Raw genomic sequence first — 19887 nt, 5'->3', positions numbered from 1 at the left:
GTAAGGAGGTGCAGGCAGCAAAAGAAACACCCGAGCGGCCACCGGGTCGGCTCCACCGGGCTCGAGTCCTCTACCGCAACGTATCCAAGCGGCAGATGGCGTGGCAGTTGCTCAAGGACACGGTCAACTCGTGCATGGAATACCGCATCCTCGGTCTCGCGGCCGAGGCGGCGTTCTTCACCCTGCTGTCACTGCCGCCGCTGCTGCTCGGGCTGATCGGCCTGCTCGGCTACGTCGACGACTGGACGGCCACCACCACGGTCGCCTCCATCGAGCGCAACATCCTCGGTGCGGTGCAGACCGTGCTGTCCGAGCGGGGCGTGAAGGACATCGCCAGGCCGCTCATGGACGACGTGACGACCGGTGCCCGCCCCGACGTCATCTCGCTCGGCTTCGCGATTGCCCTCTGGTCGGGTTCCCGTGCGGTGAACGTCTTCATCGACACCATCACCGTGATGTACGGGCTCGACGGGCACCGGGGCATCGTCAAGACCCGCCTGCTCGCCTTCCTGCTGTACGTGGTCGCGCTGCTGCTGGGAGCGGTGGTGCTGCCGTTGCTGGTGGTCGGCCCCGACCGGGTGGTGGATTTCGTCCCGTGGGGCACCGAGGTACTCGCCGTCCTGTACTGGCCGTTGGTCATCGTGCTGTCGATCGCGTTCCTGACGACGCTCTACCACGTCTCCGTCCCTGTCCGTTCGCCGTGGATAGAGGACGTTCCCGGCGCGCTGGTGGCGCTGGCGATGTGGGTGGTGGGCTGCTTCCTGCTGCGGATCTATCTCACGAACACGGTCGAAGGGCCCACGATCTACGGTTCGTTGGCCGCACCCATTGCTGTCCTGCTCTGGATAGGTATCTCCGCATTCGCCGTACTGGTCGGCGCTGCGGTGAACGCCGCGATCGACCGGGTGTGGCCGTCGATGGCCACCGCCGCGGCCCGCGCGGCCAATGAGCGGGTACGGGCGGCCCAGGCCGCGGAGCTCCTGGCCCGCGCCCAGTCGGCGAACTGGGACGCCTACGCGGACGACGAGGACGAGGATGTGTCCATGCCGTCCGAGTTCCCGGAGCGCTGGTCCCGCTTCCTGCCGCCGGACGACGTGAAGTCCCGGCTGCATGCGAACCGGGACAAGGACGCCAGGGAGCAGTAACGCGTAGCGAGGTGCCCGTGGGTGCGGACGGACGGTACGAGGAGTGGCCGTCGCGCTTCGGCGGTGCGACGGCCTGGACCTGGAGCGGGCCGCGCGACCCGGCGCGGGCGGTCCTGCCCGACGGCTGCATGGACCTGCTCTGGACCGGCGGCCGGCTGCTGGTGGCGGGCCCCGACACGCAGCCGTTCACGGTCCTGGAGGCCGACCGCGGACCGTGTACGGGCATCCGCTTCGCGCCCGGCACGGCGCCCGCACTTCTCGGCGTACCCGCGCACGAACTGCGTGACCGGCGGGTGCCACTCGAAGCGCTGTGGCCGGTTGCGGAGGTCCGCAGGCTGGCCGAGAGGATCGACGGGGCCACAGACCCGGCCGTCGCGCTGGAGGGCGTCGCTCTGTACCGGGCGGCCGACGCGAGCCCGCCGGATCCGCTCGTGGTGTCCGTCGCGGAACAGCTCGGGAAGGGGAGTTCCGTCGTCGACACCGCCCGGTCGGTCGGCCTGGGGGCCCGCCAGCTGCACCGCCGCTCCCTTGCCGCCCTCGGATACGGACCGAAGACCCTCGCCAGGGTCCTGCGCCTGCAGCGCGCCCTGGCCCTCGTACGGGCCGGAACGTCGTTCGCCGAAGCTGCCTGCACCGTCGGGTGACACCGACCAGGCCCACCTGGCCCGCGAGGTGCGGGACCTGGCCGGTACGACACTCGGCGGCTATCTGGCCGCGCTGGGCAGTCAGGCGCCGGCGAAGAGCGACACCGCGCAGCCGTCCGGATCGAGCACGACGGCGTAGCGCTGCCCCCACACGGCGTCCCAGGGCTCCAGGTGGCCCTGATATCCGGCACCGGTCAGATCGGCGTACACCGCGTCGACCTCCGCGGGGTTCTCACACAGGAAGGCGAGCCCGAGCCGCTCGCCGCCCTTCGCCCCGGTCCAGTCCGGATCGAAGGTACGGACGACGTCCTCGGTGTCCCACAGCAGACGCTGCCCGCCGGGCAGGGCCACTTCGACATGGGGTGCGGATTCGGCACCGGCGGGGATGTCGAGCCCGAGCCGGCGGTAGAAGGCGAGCGATGCGGCCAGGTCCGCGGTCGTGATGCCGATCGCGTCGAGTCGTGGAGTCATGGACCGAAGATATGCGGGTCACCGCTCGCAGGTCTTGTACGAAACGGTCACCACCGTCACCCGGCCGTGCAGGCGGCGGGCGAGGTGCCCGGGTCCGTCAGCGGCAGGCCGAGCTGGGCGCGTTCGGTGAGCCAGCGGGTCGGCCGGTGGCGGGGATCGCCTGTCGTCGTGTGCAGGGCCCGCTGCAGCTCCAGCAACCGTGCGGTACCGATCCGGTCGCCCCAGGCAAGCGGTCCCACGGGGTAGCCGAGCCCGGCCGTCACCGCCAGGTCGATGTCCGCCGGGGTGGCGAGTGAGCGCTCGGCGATCGACGCGGCGACGGACACCACCGAGGCGAGCAGCCGTTGCGCCACCGAACCTGCCGTGTCCCGCACCACCGACACGGCGTACGGCTCCTCGCCGTCCCCCGCGCGGGCCAGCACCGCGCGGGCGTCCCGCGCGGCGGCCGGGCCGGCCGCGGGCGTCACCGCGAGCACACGGCGGCGGCCGGCCGCGGGCAGCGGGTCCACGCCGAAGGTGCGCCCGGCGGGCAGGCCGAGCGAGGCAACCGCGGCGGCCACCGTGGTGCCCCAGACCGGGACCAGGACGATGGAATCGGCGGAGGGCCCGGGGCCACTCTCCACGTCGGCTCCCGCGGCGGCCAGCGCCGCACGCAGGACGCCGGCATCGGACTCCGCGCCGGTGCCGGAGGCTGCGCCCGCGCCGGACCCTGCGCCGGTGCCGGATGCCGTGCCGGTGTCCACCACGAACACCGGCCGGTCCGCATCGCCCGTCACCGGCGCCTCCGTGTCCGGGGCGGAGGCCTCGGAGCCGTACGCGAACCAGCCCTGCCCGGTCTTGCGGCCGTGCAGGCCCGCGGCCACCCGGTTCGGGGTCAGGTAGGAGGGGCGGAGCCGGTCCTCGTAACGGAAGCCCTGCCAGATCGAGTCGATCACGGCCGCTGTCACATCGAGCCCGGTGAGGTCCATCAGTTCGAACGGGCCCATCCGCAGCCCCAGCACGTCCCGGGCGATCCGGTCGATGCCCGCCGGGTCGGCGACCGACTCCTCCAGCAGCGCGAGCGCCTCGGTCACCAGGCCGCGTCCGGCGTGGTTGACCAGGAAGCCGGGGGTGTCGGCGACCGTGACGGCACGGTGGCCGCAGCTCTCGACCAGCGCGGTCAGGGCCGGCGGGATCTCGGGGCGGGTGGCGGCTCCCGGCACGATCTCGACGATCTTCATGAGCGGTACGGGGTTGAAGAAGTGCAGCCCCGCCAGCCGCGTCGGGTCCTTCAGCGACGCGGCGATCCGGGTCACCGACAGGGACGAGGTGTTGGTCGCGAAGACGGCGGAGCCGGGCAGGGCCTGCTCCAGCTTCCCGAAGACCTCCGCCTTGGTGTCCAGATCCTCCCGTACGGCCTCGATGACCAGGTCGACGTCAGGTCCCTGTGTCCAGGGGTCGTCCAGGGGGACCAGCCGCTCCAGGGCGGCGGCACAGTCCCCGGCGGACATCCGGCCCTTGTCCACGGCGCGTTCCAGCATGGACCGTACGAAGTCCACGGCCGCCGTCACCGCCTCCGTACGGACGTCGCACAGCTCGACGGTGTGTCCGGCGGCCGCCGCCCACTGGGCGATGCCGCGGCCCATGGCTCCGGCGCCGACGATCCTGATACGCATGGCAGATGGGTCCTCTCGGGAGGGGCTGGTGAGTCGTCTCAGCGAAGATAGACGCGGTCGGGATCGACGTCCTCCCGCAGGAGCCGCAACTCCGCAGCGGTCGGTGGTGGCACGGTCCCGACCGAGTCGGCCACCTTCAGGTCCCAGCCCGTCGCCGCCCGCACCTGCTCGACCGTGACGCCCGGATGCACCGAGATCAGCCGGAGCTCCTGGCCGATGCCCTCGCGGGCCAGGATGCCCAGCTCGGTGATGACCCGGGTGACGCCGACCCCCAGCGGCCGGATGCCCTCGGCGAGCGCGCGGTCGGGGCCCGGTGTGGTGCAGAAGTCCAGGGTCTCGGTGAAGGAGCGCGGGTTGTGGCGGCGCATCACCACGAAGACCTCACGGGAGTTGGCCATCACCTCGATGCCGCCGCCGGATCCGGGCAGCCGCACCGTGGGGCTCTCCCAGTCGCCGATCACGGAGGTGTTCAGATTGCCCCACCGGTCGATCTGCGCCGCGCCCAGGAAACCGACGTCGATGTGGCCGCCCTGCAGGACACAGCCGAACAGGGCCGGCATCGACAGCACCGCCTCCGCGCCCGAGATGAGCACGGCGTCGGCGATGGTCTCGGGCAGGTGCGAGGGGTGGGCCCCGCAGACCCCGGACTCGTACACGACCTCGATCTGCGGGGCCACCGTCAGATGGGCCAGCTCGGTGGCGAGCGTCGGCAGTCCGATTCCGGCGAACACCGTGCGGCGCGACGCCAGTTCGCGGGAGGCGACGACGGAGAGCAGCTCCGAGGACGTGACCGTGCCCGGTTCGGTGGTGGTGGTCATGGCCAGCTCCTTCTCGTGTTCCGCGCTCACAGCCGACGTCCGTAGTTCACCGGTTCGCTGAGCGCCTCGCCGACCGCGAGCCCGGCCCAGAACTCCTCGCCCAGCTTGGCGACGTACTCGGAGTGGTCGGCTGTGCCGTACACCCACTCCCGCAGCCACTCCTGCAGCCGCTCCGGATCCTTGCTGATGTGCGACCAGGCCCGGTAGAAGTCGTTGTCCCGGTCGTAGTAGCCCTGCGCGAACGAGGGGTGCGCGCCGCGCGGGCAGACGACGACGGCATCCACCGCGTGGGCGGGAACGAGCGTACGGTTCGGGTCCGATCGGACCACCTCGTCGTCGACGATCTCCTCCACGACGACGACCGCCTTGCCGGCCGCGTACACGGCCTCCGCCTGGATGCCCGTCAGACCCCACATCTGTGTGTTGCCCCGGCGGTCGGCCCGCTGGGCGTGGATGAACGTCACATCCGGGTTCACCGGCGGTACGACGTAGATCTGCTCGGCTTCGCCGTCCGGCCCCGGATAGGGCGAGGTGACCTTGCGCAGATCGCTGTTGACCGACGGCAGATCACTGCCCCCGTAGCTGCGCAGCGGATAGAACGGCAGCCGCTGGGCTCCGGCGAGATAGCGGCAGATCATGCCGTAGTGGCTGTACTCCTCGAAGGCGAGCGGCGCGGGGTCGCTGCTCTCGATCCGGCGCCGCAGCTCACCGAGCGAACCGGCGGAGGAGTTGCCGACGAAGGAGGAGACCAGCCGCGAGACGCAGCCCGCGGCGATCATCTGGTCCACCACGATGTCCGCGGTCATCCGCACGACCGTGAGGTCCCGGCGGCCCTGGCGGATGATCTCGTGCCCGGCCGCAGTGGGGATGAGGTGGGTGAAGCCTTCCAGGCAGACGGTGGCGCCGTCCTGGACGAAGGCGGCGACGGCCGCCTTCATCGACATGGTCTTGTCCGGCCCGTCGTCGGTCCTGTCCGTCCGGTCCACGGTGCTCCTCGGCGAGTGTGTGCAGGTGGCCCTACCGTGTCAGCGGCCATTGATTGCTGTCCAATACCAAATTAAGGTCGGATCAAGACCGCTGATTAATGAATGGGTGTTCCGTATGGAACTGCGTCATCTGACCGCCTTCACCGCCGTGGCCGAGGAGCTGCACTTCGGCCGGGCCGCCAAGCGGCTGCAGATGGCGCAGCCGCCGCTCAGCCAGCAGATCCGGCAGCTGGAGAAGGAGCTCGGCGTCCAGCTCTTCGAGCGCAACACCCGCTCGGTGCGGCTCACCAGTGCGGGGGAGTCCTTCCTCGAACCTGTACGGACCGTGCTCGAGGACCTCGACACGGCGGTACGGGCGGCCAGGGCCGCCGGGCGCGGCGAGTACGGCCGGGTCACGATCGGCTTCGCCGGTGCCTCCAGCCACGAGACGCTGCCGCAGCTGACCCGGGCCGTACGTGCGGCCCACCCCGCGCTGGAGCTGGTCATGAAGGGGCAGACGTACGCCAATGTCGCCCTGTCCCGGGTCGCCGACGGCTCGCTCGACCTGGGCTTCGTCCGGCTCCCGGTCACCCAGCCGGGGGTGGCCTACCGGGTGATCGACGAGGAGGAGCTGCTGTGTGCGCTGCCCTCCGACCACCGGCTGGCACACCTCGAGAGCATCCCGATCGGGATCCTCGCCGACGAGCCCTTCGTCTCCTTCCCGGCCAACGCCGGATCCACCGTGCGCGACGCGATGGTCGAGGCCTGCGAGGCCACCGGCTTCAATCCGCGTGTGGTGCAGGAGGCCCCCGACTCGTACACGATTCTGGCCCTGGTCGCCGCAGGCGTCGGTGTCACCCTCACCGTCTCCTCCTGCCGGCACATCCAGCAGAACGGGCTGGTGTACCGGCCCCTCGCCGGCCCTCCCATCCGGCGGCAGGCGGCGCTGGCCTGGCGTGCCGACAATCCGTCCGCGGCGCTCCGTGCGGTGCTGACGGTCGCCGAGGAGGCCCTGCCGACGCCGTAGGGCACGCCCCGGGGGCGTGGTCGCCGAGGAGGCCCTGCCGACGCCGTAGGGCACGCCCCGGGGGCGATTGAGACGCGCTGCGTCTTGAAGAGGGGGCAACTCGATATTGGACCGACTCAGTGGTCGGGTGCGAAGGTCGCCCCACACACCCGAACCGCCGAAAGGTGTCCCCCGTGCCCGACCAGACCGACGTCGTCATCTGCGAACCGCTGCGCACCCCCATCGGACGTTTCGGCGGAGCGTTCGCCCAGCAGACGCCGGCCGCGCTCGCCGCACGCGTCATCGCCGAGGTCGTGGCCCGTACGGGGATCGACCCGGCCCGGGTCGACGAGGTGATCCTCGGCCACGCCTACCCCACGTCCGACGCCCCGGCCATCGGCCGGGTCGCCGCCCTGGACGCCGGGCTCCCCGACTCCGTCACCGGCGCCCAGATCGACCGGCGCTGCGGTTCCGGCCTCCAGGCCGTCCTCGACGCGGCCATGCAGATCCGGGCCGGATTCAGCGACGTCGTGATCGCGGGCGGCGTCGACGTGATGAGCGCCGCCCCCTACTACACGCACGACGGGCGCTGGGGCATCAAGGGCCCCGGACTGCAGCTCCACGACTCGCTGGCCCGCGGCCGGGTCACCGCGGGAGGCGTCAACCACCCCGTACCCGGCGGCATGATCGAGACCGCGGAGAACCTGCGGCGCGCCTACTCCATCAGCCGCGCCGACCAGGACGCCCTGGCCCTGCGCTCGCAGGCCCGCGCCGCCCGCGCCGCCGCGGAGGGGCGCTACGACGCCGAGACCGTCCCCGTCACCGTACGCACGCGCAAGGGCGAGACGGTCGTGACCGCCGACGAGCACCCCCGGCCCGACACGACCGCCGAGCAGCTCGCAGCGCTGCGCCCCATCATGGGCAAGTCCGACCCGGAGGCGACCGTCACCGCGGGCAACGCCAGCGGCCAGAACGACGCGGCTGCCGCCTGTCTGGTCACCAGCGCCGCCACAGCCGAACGGCTCGGACTGACCCCCCTGGTCAGGCTCGTCTCCTTCGCCCGGGCCGGCGTCCCCGCCGCGACCATGGGCATCGGCCCCGTGCCGGCCACCCACGCGGCCCTCGGCCGCGCCGGGCTCACCCTCGCCGACCTCGACCTCATCGAGATCAACGAAGCCTTCGCCGCCCAGGTCCTGGCCTGCACCCGGGAGTTGGGCCTCGGCGAGAAGGACCACGAGCAGCGGATCAACGTCAACGGATCCGGAGTCTCGCTCGGCCACCCGGTGGGCGCCACCGGGGCCCGCATCCTCGCCACGCTCACCCGCGAGATGCACCGCAGCGAGGCCCGCTACGGCCTGGAGACCATGTGCATCGGCGGTGGCCAGGGCCTCGCCGCGGTCTTCGAGCGCATCACCGCCTGAGCGTCCCCCCCGTCCCCCGTCCCCCGTCGCCCGTCCCCGTCCTTCAGTACGTCTTCCCCCACCGCGTGACACCGGGCGTCTCGGGCGACGCCTCCGTCCGCCATGCCCCCATCCGCTTGATCAACGATGTTCACGGGAGCCACCTATGAGTGCGTCCACCGCAACCGCACGCGAGAAGACGAAAGCCGCCAACCGTGCAGGATTCGGAGCCTTCATCGGCTCCACCATCGAGTGGTTCGACTTCTACATCTACGGAACCGCGGCAGCGCTCGTCTTCGACAAGGTGTTCTTCCCCGAACTCGAAGGCCCCATAGGCACCCTGGTCGCCTTCGCGACCTTCTGGGTCGGCTTCCTCGCCCGACCCATCGGCGGCATCATCTTCGGCCACTACGGCGACCGCCTCGGCCGCAAGAAGACCCTCGTCATCACCCTGTTGATGATGGGCATCTCCACCACCGCGATCGGTCTGCTCCCCGGCTACGCCTCCATCGGCATCGCTGCCCCGATCCTGCTGGTCTGCATCCGCATGATCCAGGGCATCGGCCTCGGCGGTGAGTGGGGCGGCTCCGTCCTGATCGCGTCCGAGCACGCACCCAAGGGCAAGTCCGTGCTGTACGGGGCGTTCGCCCAGCAGGGCTCACCCGTCGGCAACACCCTCTCCACGGTGAGCTTCCTCGCCATCAGCCAGCTGCCCGACGCCGACTTCGTCTCCTGGGGCTGGCGGGTCCCCTTCCTCGCCTCCGCCGCACTCGTGATGGTCGGTCTGCTGGTCCGGCTGAAGGTCACCGAGTCCCCGGCCATGGCCAAGCTCATCGAGAAGAAGGAAGTCGTCAAGCTCCCGCTGACCGAGGTCCTGCGCAGCCACCCCATGCTGATCGTCCTCGGCATCGGCGCCTGCACGATCGGTCTGTCGGCGACCTACTTCAAGTCGACGTTCGCCCTGTCCTGGGCCACCACATCGCTCGACTTCGACCGCAGCTCGTTCCTGACGATCATCCTCGTCGCCAACATCACCCAGATCATCGTCCAGCCCTTCGGTGCCGTCATCGCCACCCGGATGAAGAGCTGGTCCCGAGCGGTCACCGTGATGCTGCTGCCCGAACTGATCCTGATGCCGGTGATGTTCGTCCTGATCAGCACCGAGAACTACGGCCTCGCGATGCTCGGAGTCGCCGTTGCCACCATCCCGCACTGCCTCTACTACGCGGCACTCGCCGGCATGCTCGCCAGCCGCTTCCCCGCCCATCTGCGCTACACCGGCATCTCGCTCTGCTACCAGCTGTGCGGCACCCTGCTCGGCGGAACGACCCCGATCATCGGCCAGTTCCTGCTCAACCGGACGGGCTCGATCACCGCGGTCATCGCGTACGCCACCTTCCAGGTGGCGCTGACCCTGGGCTGCATGCTGCTCCTGCTCAAGCGCCCCAACCACGACGAGCAGGCCGCCGAGCCGGCCGCCGCACCCCGCACCGTCCCCGTCACCGCCTGACCGCGCCCCGTACGAACAGAACGGAGTACCGCCCATGCCCCTGACCGTGCACGGCATCCCGGAGATCCTCGCCCTCGGCGGGCGCGACCTCGGGCGCTCCGCCTGGAAGGAGATCACCCAGGAGCTCATCGACACGTACGCGTACGTCTCCGGTGACCACCAGTGGATCCACACCGATGTCGAACGCGCCGCGGCCGGACCGTACGGGCGCACCATCGCCCACGGCTACATGGTCCTGAGCTGGGGCATCCCGATGTTCGGCGAGCTGCTCCAGGTGAGCGGCGTGGGACGCGCGCTCAACTACGGGGTCAACCGCGTCAGGTACCCGGCGCCCGTCCCCGTCGGCAGCCGCGTACGGCTGCACGCCTCCGTCACCGAGGTGAAGGAGGTCGCGCAGGGCGGCGTACAGATGACGCGGGCCTTCACCTTCGAACTCGAAGGGTCACAGAAGCCGGCCTGTGCCGCGGAGTCGCTGACGCACTTCTATCCGTGAGGACCGTCCCGTCAGGGATCCGGCGCTGGTGACCGTCGGCGCGGAGCACCTGAGGCGCTGTGCGGGCGCTGGATGCTGGATTCGCTCGGTCATTTCGTGCCGCTCCGTTGTGAGGGGGAGTGTCCGACGGTGTCGGGGGGTTCTCCGCGGCGGACCGAGCCGGGGGCGCGGGCGATGGGACGGCGGGGGCCGGTGGCGGAGGACAGTTGCCAGGGGACGCTGGTCACGGTCACCCCGGGGGTGAAGAGCAGGCGGCTCTTGAGCCAGAGGGCGGTCTGGTTGTGGAGGAAGTTCTCCCACCAGTGGCCGACGACGTACTCGGGGATGAAGACGGCGACGACGTCGTGAGGTCCGTCGCGGCGGATGGCGCGTACGTATTCCACCGCTGGTCTCGTGATCTCGCGGTAGGGGGACCGGAGCACTGTGAGCGGGACCTGGATATCGAACTCGTTCCACTGCCTGCGCAGGGTGGACACGGACTCCTGGTCGACCGCGACGGTGAGTGCTTCGAGGTGGTCGGGCCGGAAGGCTCTGGCGTAGGCGAGGGCTCGCAGGGTCGGCTTGTGGAGGGTGGAGACGAGCACGATGGCCAGGACCCGGGTGGGCGGGATGCTGTCCTGCCGCGGGTCGGTCACGGCGAGTTCGGCGGCAGTCCTGTCGTACTGCCGGCGGATGCCCCGCATCATCAGCCACAGCACGGCCGCGGTGACGACGGCCAGCCACGCCCCCTGGGTGAACTTGGTGGCCAGCACGATGACCAGGACCAGCCCGGTGACGACAGCGCCGGTGGAGTTGACCGCGCGGGCCACGTGGTGACGGCGGCGCTGCGCGGGGTCGGTCTCGCCGCGCAGCGCACGGTTCCAGTGCCGGACCATGCCGGTCTGGGAGAGGGTGAAGGAGGTGAAGACGCCGAGGATGTAGAGGTGGATCAGGCTGGAGACGTTGGCCCTGAAGCCGTACAGCAGGAGCCCGGCGACGACTGCCAGAGCGACGATGCCGTTGGAGAAGACGAGTCGGTCGCCGCGGTTGTGCAGCTGGCGCGGCAGGTAGCTGTCCTGGGCGAGGATCGAGGAGAGCAGCGGAAAACCGTTGAAGGCGGTGTTCGCCGCCAGGATCAGGATCAGTGCCGTGACTGCCTGGATGTAGAAGAAGCCGAAGCTGGTGGTCCCGCCGAAGACCGCTGCGGCGAGCTGCGCGATGACGGTCCGCTGCGTGTAGCCGGCGCAGTCGGGTAGTCCGGTCAGCCGGCAGGAGTCGGCTGCGATGTGCACCTCGGCCACGATCGCGAGCGTGGTCACGCCGGCGAACAGGATGACGGCGATGATGCCCATGGCGGCCAGTGTGTTTGCGGCGTTCCGCGCCTTGGGCTTGCGGAACGCCGGCACTCCGTTGGAGATCGCCTCCACACCCGTCAGCGCCGTACAGCCGCTGGAGAACGCGCGGAGCACCAACATGACCAGTGCGAGCCCGGCCAGGTCCAGGTCGCCCTTCTGGGGGGTGATGCCGTACCGGGAGGTCTCGGCGACCGGGGCATCGCCCAGGAGGTAGCGCAGCAGCCCGGTGCCGATCATGATCAGCACACCGCCGACGAACAGATAGGTCGGAGCGGCGAACAACCGGCCGGACTCGCGCAGACCCCGGAGGTTCAGCGCGGTGAGCAGGGCCACGAAACCCAGCGCCAACAGCACGCGGTAGTCGGCCAGGGAGGGCAGCGCCGAGATGATGTTGTCCACTCCCGAGGCCACGGACACCGCCACGGTCATGACGTAGTCGACCAGCAGCGAGGCCCCGACCACCAGACCGGCGGAGGGGCCGAGATTCGTCGAGACGACCGCGTACGACCCGCCGCCGCTCGGGTAGGCGCGGACGACCTGCCGGTAGGAGAGCACCACCACCGTCATCAGCGCGACGACCGCAGCCCCGATCCACGGGGTGAAGTGCAGGTAGGCCAAACCGCCGAGGGTGAGGACCAACAAAATCTCCTGCGTGGCGTAGGCCACGGAGGAGAGCGGGTCGGACGCGAAGATCGGCAGTGCGATCCGCTTGGGCAGCAGCGTCTCACCCAGTTCCTCACTCCGCCGGGCACGCCCGATGACCAGACGCTTGAGGACCTCGATCGCCGTCGGCACGGCGCGATCGTAAACCGGCTCCCCGTAGCAGCCCGGCTGGCGCGCAGCCTGCGCGGACGAACCCTCCGTCAGAGCCCCGTTCGCCACGACCACGCGCCCTTATCGCCCGACACCACCGAGGCTCCGGACCACGTCCGAGTCGGCGCCGCACGCAGGGCAGCGGTGAGCAGGGTGTGGCGAACCCCCGCTGAGCCGGGGGAGTGGACTTGAGGACGGCGCCGTGAGCGGGCGGGCACAGTCGGGGAGACACATGGGGCCCTCGCCGCACGATCACCCATGGAGCCTTTGATGAAGCGCCCCGCCACGACGGTCACCTGTGCCGCTGTCCTGATCGCCGCTGTCCTGACCGGCTGCTCCGACAGCACCAGCGACACCGCGAGGGAGGGATACGGCCCGGCCGCTGTCAGCGCCTCGCCTTCGAAGCCGGCCACCGTCGACACGAAGTCTGCGGACGAACTCGGCACCATCCTCGTGGACGAGAAGGGCCGCACCCTCTACCTCTTCCGCGCCGACAAGAAGAACAAGTCGACGTGCACGGGCGATTGCGCCGAGGCGTGGCCTCCGCTGCTCAGCAAGGGTGATGCCAAGGCAGGCAAGGGCGTGGACAAGAAGCTGCTCGACATCACCAAGCGTTCCGGTGGTGACGAGCAGGTCACGTACAACGGCCACCCCCTGTACTACTACGCCGGCGACAAGAAGCCCGGCGAGACGAACGGCCAGGACCTCGATCAGTTCGGTGCCGAGTGGTACGTCCTCGACGCCAAGGGCAAGCAGGTCGATAGCTGAGCCGGCGAAGCGGCATGAGTGCGCAGCACGGCGAAGAAGGCGGCAGGAACCTCGCGACCCGGGCCGTGCTCGCCGTGCTGGTGCCTGTCGCGGTCGGAGTGGGAATCTACCTTTACGGAACCCACCACACACCGGACTACGACAACGGGCTCTTCGGTGAGCACGGCGACGCCGCAGTCGACCTCAAGGCGCAGCTCAGCACCGCGCTTCTCGCCCTCGCCCTCATCCAACTCGGCCTCGCTCTGTGGATGTACGGCCGCGTGCCCGGCGCCCGCCCCGCGCCCCGACCGGTGCGACTGGGACACCGCGTGCTCGGATTCCTCACCTTCCTCTTCTCCCTGCCGATCGCCTACCACTGCCTTGTGACGTACGGGGTCGAGACGACGGATCCGCGAACCGCGATCCACTCCTTCGGCGGGTGCGCCCTGTACGGCGCGTTCGTAGCCAAGGTGATCGTCGTGCGCAGCAGGCGCCTGCCCGGCCGGCTTCTCCCGGTGATGGGCGCCCTGCTCGTGCTCGGAGTGGCCCTCCTCTGGTACACCGCCGCTCTGTGGGCCCTGAACGGAGACTCGGTGCCGGGCTTTTCCTCCGTCTGAGGTCGTCCCTCCGGGCCTCGCGCATGCGGTGCTGGCGCATGGAGGCCCGGGGGGCTCTGTCGCGGCCGCGTGCGACGGCCCGGCAAAGACCGCCCCACCCGTTCCAGCCCGCTACACTCTCCACGCTCAAGCCGCTGACCAGCAGTAATGGAGAAGTCCGGCTGGAGTGCTAGCCGACCCGGGCCTTCCGCTTCGTCTCCGCAGCATCGACCGGCGCGGCCAGATAGTCCCTGTCCGCATCGGGGTCCGTCAGCCGGTTCAGCCGCGCCGGTACGTCGAAGCCGACCAGCAGCACCACGATCACCGTGCCCGCGAACGTCAGCACCGCGAGCGCCTGCCCCAGATCCATTCCGGACGCGAGATGTGCGCCGAGGACGGGTGCGACGGCGCCACCGAGAGCGCCCACGTTGTACGTGAAGCCGAGCGCGGCGCCGCGGCTCGCGGTCGGGAAGTGGCCGCCGATGTAGCGCGGCAGCAGCCCGGAGATGCCGAAACTGGTCGCCTGCAGCAGGAACAGCAGGCAGCCGAGCAGCAGCAGGTTGTCCTTCACGGCGAAGACCGGGTAGACGAAGGCGAGCGAGGCCAGCAGTGTCAGCGCGTACGCCTTCCTCGCCCCGATCCAGTCGCCCAGAAAACCCGCAGCCCAGCAGCCGATCATGGTTCCGAAGCCCGCGAAGTACAGCACGTCGGTGACCTGGTCGGTGCTGTATCCCAGTTCGGTCTTCAGATAGGTGGGCAGCAGCGCCTGGATGGGCCAGGAGTACAGGAACGCGAAGAACAGCGTCACGATCATGGAGACGTACAGCAGCCAGCTCCGCTTTTCGCCCAGTTGCACCGCGAAGGCGGCGAGCGCCAGACCCGCCACCACCGACAGGACCGGTACGAGGCCGTCGCTGCCCGGGGTGAAGATCAGGAAGAGCGAGAGCGTGGCGGCCACGACGAGGACCGTATTGGCCACGGCCCGTCCCCGGGTCGCGAACAGCGGCCGGAACGGGTTGGGCTTTGCGCCCTTGTCCGCAACGGACTCCGTCCACTCCTCGGCCTCCGGAAGCGCGCGTCGCATGCACAGCGCGACCGCGATCGGTATCAGACCGAGGTAGAACAGGCTCGGTCCCGGCGATCCGCTCCCCACCGAGGCCGAGCTGATGGATCTCTTCGGTGCCGGCCGGGTTTCGGTGCGTGAGGCGCTCAAGTCGCTCCAGGCCGTCAACGTCGTCGAGATCCGGCGCGGCTTCGGCACCTTCGTCGGCTCACTGTCCCTGTCGCCGTTCGCCGAAGGGCTCGCCTTCCGCGCGGCAGTGCGGCACCGGCAGGGCGAGCCCGGCCTCCTCGAGCTGATGAAGGTCCGCGAGGCTTTGGAGGCCGGGCTGGTCGGTGCCGTCACCGCGGGTATCCCGGACGAGGACCTGGCCGTGCTGCGCGCACTCGTCGCGAGGATGGAGTCCGAGGCGCGCGGCGGCCGGGTGGCACGTGCCACCGACCGCGCCTTCCACCTCGCGCTCTACGCCTCGCTCGACAACCACCTGCTCAGCGAGGTGCTGGACGCGTTCTGGGAGGCCATGGACCGGGTGCGCGAGGACCTCGACGACGGGCACCAGGATCCCGGGACCACCTGCGCCCAGCACCACGAGATCGTCGAGGCGGTCGCCGCAGCGGACGGCGAACGCGCGGTGCGCGCCATGCGCACCCACTTCGACGGCATCCGCACCCGGCTGAGCGCGCCCTCTCCGCCCGGGGTGTGACGCGACGGCAAAGCCCCTGCTACTGGACGCCGCCGTACAGATAGCTCGTACTGCCGGCGAGGGTGGCGCGGCACCAGGCGTCCACCGCTTCCTGGTCCATCGCGGTCCAGTCGGGAGTGCGTTCCACCTGGGCGCCGCCCAGCCTGCGGCCGAGTTCCATCAGCCGCGCGCCCTCCGCGGTGCGCTCCCGCGCGTAGTGCCGCAGCGCCTCGGCCGGCGAGGCGGCTTTGCGCAGCGCCTCCTCCAGACAGAGGGCGTCCTGCAGTGCCTTGACCGCGCCGCTTGCCGTGTGCGGCCGGGTGACGCCTGCCGCGTCCCCGGCCAGCAGGAACGGCGGGTCCGCCGACCGGGGTGCGTGGAGGTCTGTCACCGGGTGGCAGACCATGGAGGTGTGCTCGCCGCGGGCGACGATGTCCGCCCACTCCGGAGGGAAGTGCTCATCGGCGATGTCCCGTACGTACGGGGTCAGTTCCTGCGGATCAACGCTGCCCGGCGTGGGCGGCGTCGCGTAGATGGCGTAGGCGAGCAGACGCTCCTCGGGTCCGGCTCCGCCGCCTCGCGGGATCAGATAGAAGATGCCGTGTCCGCCGGGATAGCCGAGGGTGATCCAGGCGCTCCGCAGAAGTTCCAGCTGCCGCCGGTGACCGTCGAGCGCGCTCAGCGGGAGCGTGCCGCGCCACACCATGTACCCGGCGGGCGACGGACTCAGCCCGGGGGCGAGGGCGTGCCGGGTGAGCGACCGGTGCCCGTCGGCGCCCACCACGATGTCGTACGACTCCTCCGCCCCGGCCGTACGGACGAGGGCGTGCCCCGAAGGGGTCCGTTCGACGGAGGTGACGGGAAGGCCCCGGTGATAGCGGGCCGCCCCGGTCCTCGCGCGCAACGACCGCCACAGCAAACCCCAGTTGCACGGGGTGACCGGACTCGGCTGGCGCGCGAACTCGCGGGCCGACCGCTGCCCCGGCTGCCGGGTCAGCCAGACGCGCACGGCCACCGGGGCCGTCGGCATCGCGGCGTCCAGATAGCCCGTGCCGACGAGCTGTTCGTGCAGGGCCGGCGGGATCACGATGCCGAGACCGCGGTCCTGGAGGTCGCCGGTGCTGCGCTCGTACACCGTGACGTCCGCACCGGCCCTGGAGCCGGCGATCGCCATGGCGCACCCGGCGATGCTGCCGCCGACCACGCCCATCCGTAAGCCTGTTGCTGCCACGCCGCTACCACCTGTCCTGGGACTCCGGGAGATGCCCTGCCGCCTCATCGTCGCAGCTGTGGGCGTGCGGGACGAGGAGAGACACCTCCCGACGAGCCCGGAGAGCAGGGCCTACGGAGTGACGGTCACCGTTCTGCTGCCGGAGGCCTGCTTGCCGTCCGCCCTGTACGTCGCGGTGAGCGTGGCACTGCCGGACGCGCCCGCGGCGACCGTGACGGGGACCTTGATGTTCGCGCCCTCGCCCGGACGGAGCGCGGGCATGGCGACCTGCTTCGCGGACCAGCCGGCGGGCACGGTCAGGTCGACGGTGCCCTGGGAGCGCCGCACATCCATCCGGTTGACGACCCGGACGGTCATCTCCGCGCCCGTGCCGGCCGTCAGGGACGCGGGCGGGGTGAGGGTGATGTCCGCGCAGGTGCCGCCGAGCCACTGCAGGTCGAACGACGCGTACGTGACGTTCGCGTAGTCGGCACGCTCGTACGGCAGCCCGACGCGCCCGCCGGGCAGCGGCGTCAGCGTCGAGTACGCCGCACTGCCCGGGTCGACGACCTTCCTGATGGGCCAGGTCCTGCCGTTGTCGCAGGACATCTTCACGGTGAGGTTGCGCCGCGACGCGGTGTCCTCGGTGTTGCTGAACAGCAGCCACGAGGACGTGGGGTCGGAGGTGGGGGCGTCCGGGGCGTAGCGGATGACCGAGGCGTTGTTCGCCGGGTCGGGCAGGGCGGTGTCCTGGGCGAACGGGGCGTAGCTGACGCCGCCGTCGGTGGAGTACGCGATCGTTGCGGTACGGCTTGGACCGGTTGTTGAGCAGGACGCGGCCGTCGCTGAGCTCGACGGTCTTGTTCTCGCCCCCGCTCGGGCCCACCGGATGACCTGTCCTCCAGGTCTCGCCGTGGGGTACGGGATCACCAGGACAGAAGACGTCAGATGTCTTGGTGGCAACCGGACCCTAGATACCGCTGCGGCAGATCGTCAAGAGGACCGGCCGGGGCGGATCCCCGTGGGCTACGGGAAGCCACCCCGGCCGGGTGGGGGAGCGGGAGGGGTGTTCAGGCCGTGGTGCCGTTGCGGGCCCGCGCTTCGGAAATCCGCCTTCTGACCGGCTCGTAATGCTCTCCCAGGGCCTTCAGGAAGGCGCTGGTGTCGCCGGCCCGTGCGGCGTCCGCGATGTTCTGGTGGGCGGCGATCGTCGCCGTCTCGTCGGCGTGGGTGAATCCGTCGAGATGCGGCGCCACGATCGTGTACACGTCCCAGAAGGCCATCGACAGCTGGCCGATGAGGTCGTTTCCCAGAGGGGCGACGAGCAGGGCGTGGAAGGCCCGGTCGGCTTCCACGAAGCCGTTCCCCTCGCGGGCGCCGGTCGCGCGCATCGTGGCCACCAGGCCGTCGAGCCGGTCGAGCTGCTCCGTGCTGAGCGACGAGATGATCCGGTCGGCCATGCCCCGCTCGAAGAGTTCGCGTACGTCGACGAGGTCGGCCATCACCTGGAAGTCGTCGTCGGGGGAGAGGAGACCCCGGAAGGTGAGGCTCTCGACCAGGGCGGACAGGCTCAGCCGGCCGACGTAGGTTCCGTGACCGTGGCGCACCTCGACGATGTCCAGGGCGGCAAGGATCTTGACCGCTTCGCGGACGCTGGAGCGGCTGGCTCCCAGTGCCTCGCACAGGGCGGGCTCCGTGGGCAGCGGGTCCCCGGGGCGCAGTCGCTCCTCGAGGATGTAGCGCTTGATGCCGTCGACCACTTCTTGCCGGAGCAGCGTCCGACCGGACCGGGTGCCGGACATATGTGAACTCCCCACCTCTTGACCCCTCTCGATTGTCAAGCTACGTTCCCACGCTATCAAGGCATCAGACATCTGACGTCTGATGCTTGATGGTCCGGAGTCATGTGTCATGACCGCGCAGCCCTCCGTTTTTGCCCATTCGCTCCCTCAATGTCCCTTGGAGGACCCGTGCCCGAGCTGAGTCCAGCCGGCGTCGAGCGCCGCACCTTCCTGCGTTACACCAGTGCCATAGGCGCGGCCGCCGCCGTTACGGCGGGCCTCTCCGCCTGCGGCGGGCCGTCCTCGACCGCGGACGGCGCGGCGGGCAAGGGCGATGGCCACGGCATCATCGAGGCCGGTCTGTCGTACACCCTGTCGACCGGCTTCGACCCGATGATCACATCGGGTGCGACTCCCTTCGCCGCCAACACGCACATCTTCGAAGGTCTCGTGGACCTCGAACCGGCCACACTCGTGGCCCGCCCCGCTCTCGCCACCGAGATGCCGAAGAAGATCAACGCCACCACCTACCGGGCCACGCTCCGCGAGGGTGCGACCTTCCACGACGGCTCGCCGGTCACCGCCGACGACGTCGTGTTCAGCTTCGAACGCATCCTGGACGAGAAGAACGCCTCGCTCATGGCGCAGTTCGTGCCCTTCATCGACACCGTCACCGCCGTCGACGCGAAGACCGTCGAGTTCAAGCTGAAGTACGCCTTCGCCCTGTTCCCGTCCCGCATCGCCGTCGCCCGGATCGTGCCGAAGAAGATCGTCGAGGCGGACGTCAAGGGCTTCGATGCCAGGCCCGTCGGCTCGGGGCCGTACAGGTTCATCGAGGCGACCCGCGAGGACAAGATCGTCTTCGAGAAGTACGACGCGTACAACGGTCCGCACCCGGCCAGGGCCAAGAAGATGATCTGGCGCCTGATCTCGGACCCGTCGGCCCGCGTCAGCGCCATGGAGTCCGGCCGCGTCCAGGCGATCGAGGACGTTCCGTACATCGATGTGAAGCGGCTCGCCGGCTCGGTGAAGACCGAGTCCGTGCAGTCCTTCGGCCTGCTCTTCCTGATGTTCAACACGGCGGACAAGCGGTTCGCCGACAAGCGGGTCCGCCAGGCGCTGCACTACGCGCTGGACACCGAGAAGATCATCTCCACCGCCATGGTCGGCAACGCGGCAGCCGCCACCGGCTACGTCCCCGAGACCCACCCCGACTACCGCAGGGCCGCCACCGTCTACACGCACGACGTGGCGAAGGCGAAGGAACTGCTCGCCGAAGCCGGCGTCAAGAACCTCTCCTTCACCGTCCTGACCACCGACACCGGCTGGGTCAAGGACATCGCCCCGCTGCTCAAGGAGAGCTGGGCAGCGGCCGGAGTCGAGGTCACCCTCGACATCGCGCAGTCCCCGCAAGGACTCCAGCGGGGACGACGGTTCCTTCCGCCGGCTGGCCATCGGTGCCCGCGAACTCCCGGGGTTCGCCGTCGCGGGACTTTCCCGTGCGTAGGACGTGAAAAGAGGGCCGCGAGGGAAGAACCGTTGAGTGCCGTCGGCCCA

Annotated in this window: 15 protein-coding genes and 4 pseudogenes; 10 read left to right on the top strand and 9 right to left on the bottom strand. The window is 70.2% G+C overall.

What is annotated here, in order from left to right; translation table 11 throughout:
• Nucleotides 1-8: 8 nt before the first annotated feature.
• Both ACFWBQ_RS07280 and ACFWBQ_RS07275 read left to right on the top strand, forming a co-directional pair.
• On the top strand, nt 9-1145 hold the full coding sequence (locus tag ACFWBQ_RS07280; RefSeq protein ID WP_385485074.1) for a YihY/virulence factor BrkB family protein: 1137 nt from the start codon (nt 9-11) through the stop codon (nt 1143-1145).
• A gap of 17 nt (nt 1146-1162) precedes the next feature.
• Nucleotides 1163-1928 (top strand): annotated as a pseudogene (locus ACFWBQ_RS07275) (DUF6597 domain-containing transcriptional factor).
• On the opposite strand, the gene ACFWBQ_RS07270 reads toward ACFWBQ_RS07275, so the two are convergent.
• Genes ACFWBQ_RS07270 through ACFWBQ_RS07255 form a run of 4 tightly spaced genes read right to left on the bottom strand, consistent with a single transcriptional unit; the run spans nt 1871 to nt 5677 of the window.
• Nucleotides 1871-2260: a VOC family protein gene (locus ACFWBQ_RS07270; protein ID WP_385485072.1), complete on the bottom strand. Its 390-nt coding sequence runs from the start codon at nt 2258-2260 to the stop codon at nt 1871-1873. The pseudogene ACFWBQ_RS07275 and the gene ACFWBQ_RS07270 sit on opposite strands and share 58 nt — an antisense overlap.
• Before the next feature lie 56 nt (nt 2261-2316).
• Nucleotides 2317-3915 (bottom strand): 3-hydroxyacyl-CoA dehydrogenase, encoded by a 1599-nt coding sequence (locus ACFWBQ_RS07265; RefSeq protein ID WP_385485070.1) that lies wholly within the window; start codon nt 3913-3915, stop codon nt 2317-2319.
• 38 nt (nt 3916-3953) lie between these two features.
• The gene (locus ACFWBQ_RS07260) at nt 3954-4733 is read right to left on the bottom strand and encodes a CoA-transferase subunit beta (protein ID WP_385485068.1); all 780 of its coding nucleotides are present in this window, start codon (nt 4731-4733) and stop codon (nt 3954-3956) included.
• Between the two features lie 26 nt (nt 4734-4759).
• Nucleotides 4760-5677 (bottom strand): CoA transferase subunit A, encoded by a 918-nt coding sequence (locus ACFWBQ_RS07255; RefSeq protein ID WP_385485735.1) that lies wholly within the window; start codon nt 5675-5677, stop codon nt 4760-4762.
• Nucleotides 5678-5834: 157 nt separating this feature from the next.
• Here ACFWBQ_RS07255 and ACFWBQ_RS07250 point away from each other — a divergent pair, with 157 nt between their 5' ends.
• The 4 genes from ACFWBQ_RS07250 (at nt 5835) to ACFWBQ_RS07235 (ending at nt 10107) form a co-directional block, all read left to right on the top strand.
• Entirely contained in the window at nt 5835-6725 is an 891-nt protein-coding gene (locus ACFWBQ_RS07250; protein ID WP_385485066.1) for a LysR family transcriptional regulator, read from the top strand.
• A gap of 173 nt (nt 6726-6898) precedes the next feature.
• Entirely contained in the window at nt 6899-8125 is a 1227-nt protein-coding gene (locus tag ACFWBQ_RS07245) for an acetyl-CoA C-acetyltransferase (protein ID WP_385485064.1), read from the top strand.
• Nucleotides 8126-8270: 145 nt separating this feature from the next.
• Nucleotides 8271-9614 carry an MFS transporter gene (locus ACFWBQ_RS07240; protein WP_385485062.1) on the top strand — a complete coding sequence of 448 codons (1344 nt, stop codon included), beginning with the start codon at nt 8271-8273 and terminating at the stop codon, nt 9612-9614.
• Between the two features lie 34 nt (nt 9615-9648).
• Nucleotides 9649-10107 carry a MaoC family dehydratase gene (locus ACFWBQ_RS07235; protein ID WP_385485060.1) on the top strand — a complete coding sequence of 153 codons (459 nt, stop codon included), beginning with the start codon at nt 9649-9651 and terminating at the stop codon, nt 10105-10107.
• Nucleotides 10108-10196: 89 nt separating this feature from the next.
• Here ACFWBQ_RS07235 and ACFWBQ_RS07230 read toward each other — a convergent pair whose 3' ends face one another.
• Nucleotides 10197-12236, bottom strand: coding sequence for an APC family permease (locus ACFWBQ_RS07230; protein ID WP_385485058.1), 2040 nt, complete (start codon nt 12234-12236; stop codon nt 10197-10199).
• Between the two features lie 288 nt (nt 12237-12524).
• Between ACFWBQ_RS07230 and ACFWBQ_RS07225 the strand changes: the two genes are divergently transcribed.
• Both ACFWBQ_RS07225 and ACFWBQ_RS07220 read left to right on the top strand, forming a co-directional pair.
• Nucleotides 12525-13022, top strand: coding sequence for a hypothetical protein (locus ACFWBQ_RS07225; protein WP_385485056.1), 498 nt, complete (start codon nt 12525-12527; stop codon nt 13020-13022).
• A gap of 14 nt (nt 13023-13036) precedes the next feature.
• The gene (locus ACFWBQ_RS07220) at nt 13037-13618 is read left to right on the top strand and encodes a DUF6529 family protein (protein WP_385485054.1); all 582 of its coding nucleotides are present in this window, start codon (nt 13037-13039) and stop codon (nt 13616-13618) included.
• A 169-nt stretch (nt 13619-13787) separates the two neighbouring features.
• Here the strand turns inward: ACFWBQ_RS07220 and ACFWBQ_RS07215 are convergent.
• Nucleotides 13788-14723 (bottom strand): annotated as a pseudogene (locus ACFWBQ_RS07215) (MFS transporter); the annotation flags it as partial.
• On the opposite strand from ACFWBQ_RS07215, the pseudogene ACFWBQ_RS07210 reads away from it, so the two are divergent.
• Nucleotides 14722-15360, top strand: a pseudogene (locus tag ACFWBQ_RS07210) (FadR/GntR family transcriptional regulator); the annotation flags it as partial. The pseudogenes ACFWBQ_RS07215 and ACFWBQ_RS07210 overlap by 2 nt on opposite strands.
• Nucleotides 15361-15379: 19 nt before the next feature.
• Here ACFWBQ_RS07210 and ACFWBQ_RS07205 read toward each other — a convergent pair.
• The 3 genes and pseudogenes from ACFWBQ_RS07205 to ACFWBQ_RS07195 all read right to left on the bottom strand — a co-directional run bounded on the left by ACFWBQ_RS07205 (nt 15380) and on the right by ACFWBQ_RS07195 (nt 18351).
• A complete protein-coding gene (locus tag ACFWBQ_RS07205) occupies nt 15380-16570 on the bottom strand; it encodes an FAD-dependent monooxygenase (RefSeq protein ID WP_385485052.1) in 1191 nt (396 codons plus the stop codon).
• A 111-nt stretch (nt 16571-16681) separates the two neighbouring features.
• Nucleotides 16682-17465, bottom strand: a pseudogene (locus ACFWBQ_RS07200) (exo-alpha-sialidase); the annotation flags it as partial.
• Nucleotides 17466-17619: 154 nt separating this feature from the next.
• A complete protein-coding gene (locus ACFWBQ_RS07195) occupies nt 17620-18351 on the bottom strand; it encodes a FadR/GntR family transcriptional regulator (protein WP_385485050.1) in 732 nt (243 codons plus the stop codon).
• Nucleotides 18352-18519: 168 nt separating this feature from the next.
• Here ACFWBQ_RS07195 and ACFWBQ_RS07190 point away from each other — a divergent pair.
• Nucleotides 18520-19887: ABC transporter substrate-binding protein (locus ACFWBQ_RS07190; RefSeq protein WP_385485047.1), on the top strand; the 1368-nt coding region annotated here is incomplete at its 3' end.

This window comes from Streptomyces sp. NPDC060035, assembly GCF_042736635.1.
Classification (GTDB): domain Bacteria; phylum Actinomycetota; class Actinomycetes; order Streptomycetales; family Streptomycetaceae; genus Streptomyces.
This window is presented reverse-complemented; position numbering and strand designations above follow the sequence as displayed.

Excerpts from the sequence above, each read along its gene's own strand:
- ACFWBQ_RS07270 (WP_385485072.1), bottom strand. The coding sequence starts at position 2,260 with ATGACTCCACGACTCGACGCGATCGGCATCACGACCGCGGACCTGGCC.
- ACFWBQ_RS07265 (WP_385485070.1), bottom strand. The coding sequence starts at position 3,915 with ATGCGTATCAGGATCGTCGGCGCCGGAGCCATGGGCCGCGGCATCGCC.
- ACFWBQ_RS07260 (WP_385485068.1), bottom strand. The coding sequence starts at position 4,733 with ATGACCACCACCACCGAACCGGGCACGGTCACGTCCTCGGAGCTGCTC.
- ACFWBQ_RS07255 (WP_385485735.1), bottom strand. The coding sequence starts at position 5,677 with ATGTCGATGAAGGCGGCCGTCGCCGCCTTCGTCCAGGACGGCGCCACC.
- ACFWBQ_RS07250 (WP_385485066.1), top strand. The coding sequence starts at position 5,835 with ATGGAACTGCGTCATCTGACCGCCTTCACCGCCGTGGCCGAGGAGCTG.
- ACFWBQ_RS07240 (WP_385485062.1), top strand. The coding sequence starts at position 8,271 with ATGAGTGCGTCCACCGCAACCGCACGCGAGAAGACGAAAGCCGCCAAC.
- ACFWBQ_RS07235 (WP_385485060.1), top strand. The coding sequence starts at position 9,649 with ATGCCCCTGACCGTGCACGGCATCCCGGAGATCCTCGCCCTCGGCGGG.
- ACFWBQ_RS07225 (WP_385485056.1), top strand. The coding sequence starts at position 12,525 with ATGAAGCGCCCCGCCACGACGGTCACCTGTGCCGCTGTCCTGATCGCC.
- ACFWBQ_RS07220 (WP_385485054.1), top strand. The coding sequence starts at position 13,037 with ATGAGTGCGCAGCACGGCGAAGAAGGCGGCAGGAACCTCGCGACCCGG.
- ACFWBQ_RS07195 (WP_385485050.1), bottom strand. The coding sequence starts at position 18,351 with ATGTCCGGCACCCGGTCCGGTCGGACGCTGCTCCGGCAAGAAGTGGTC.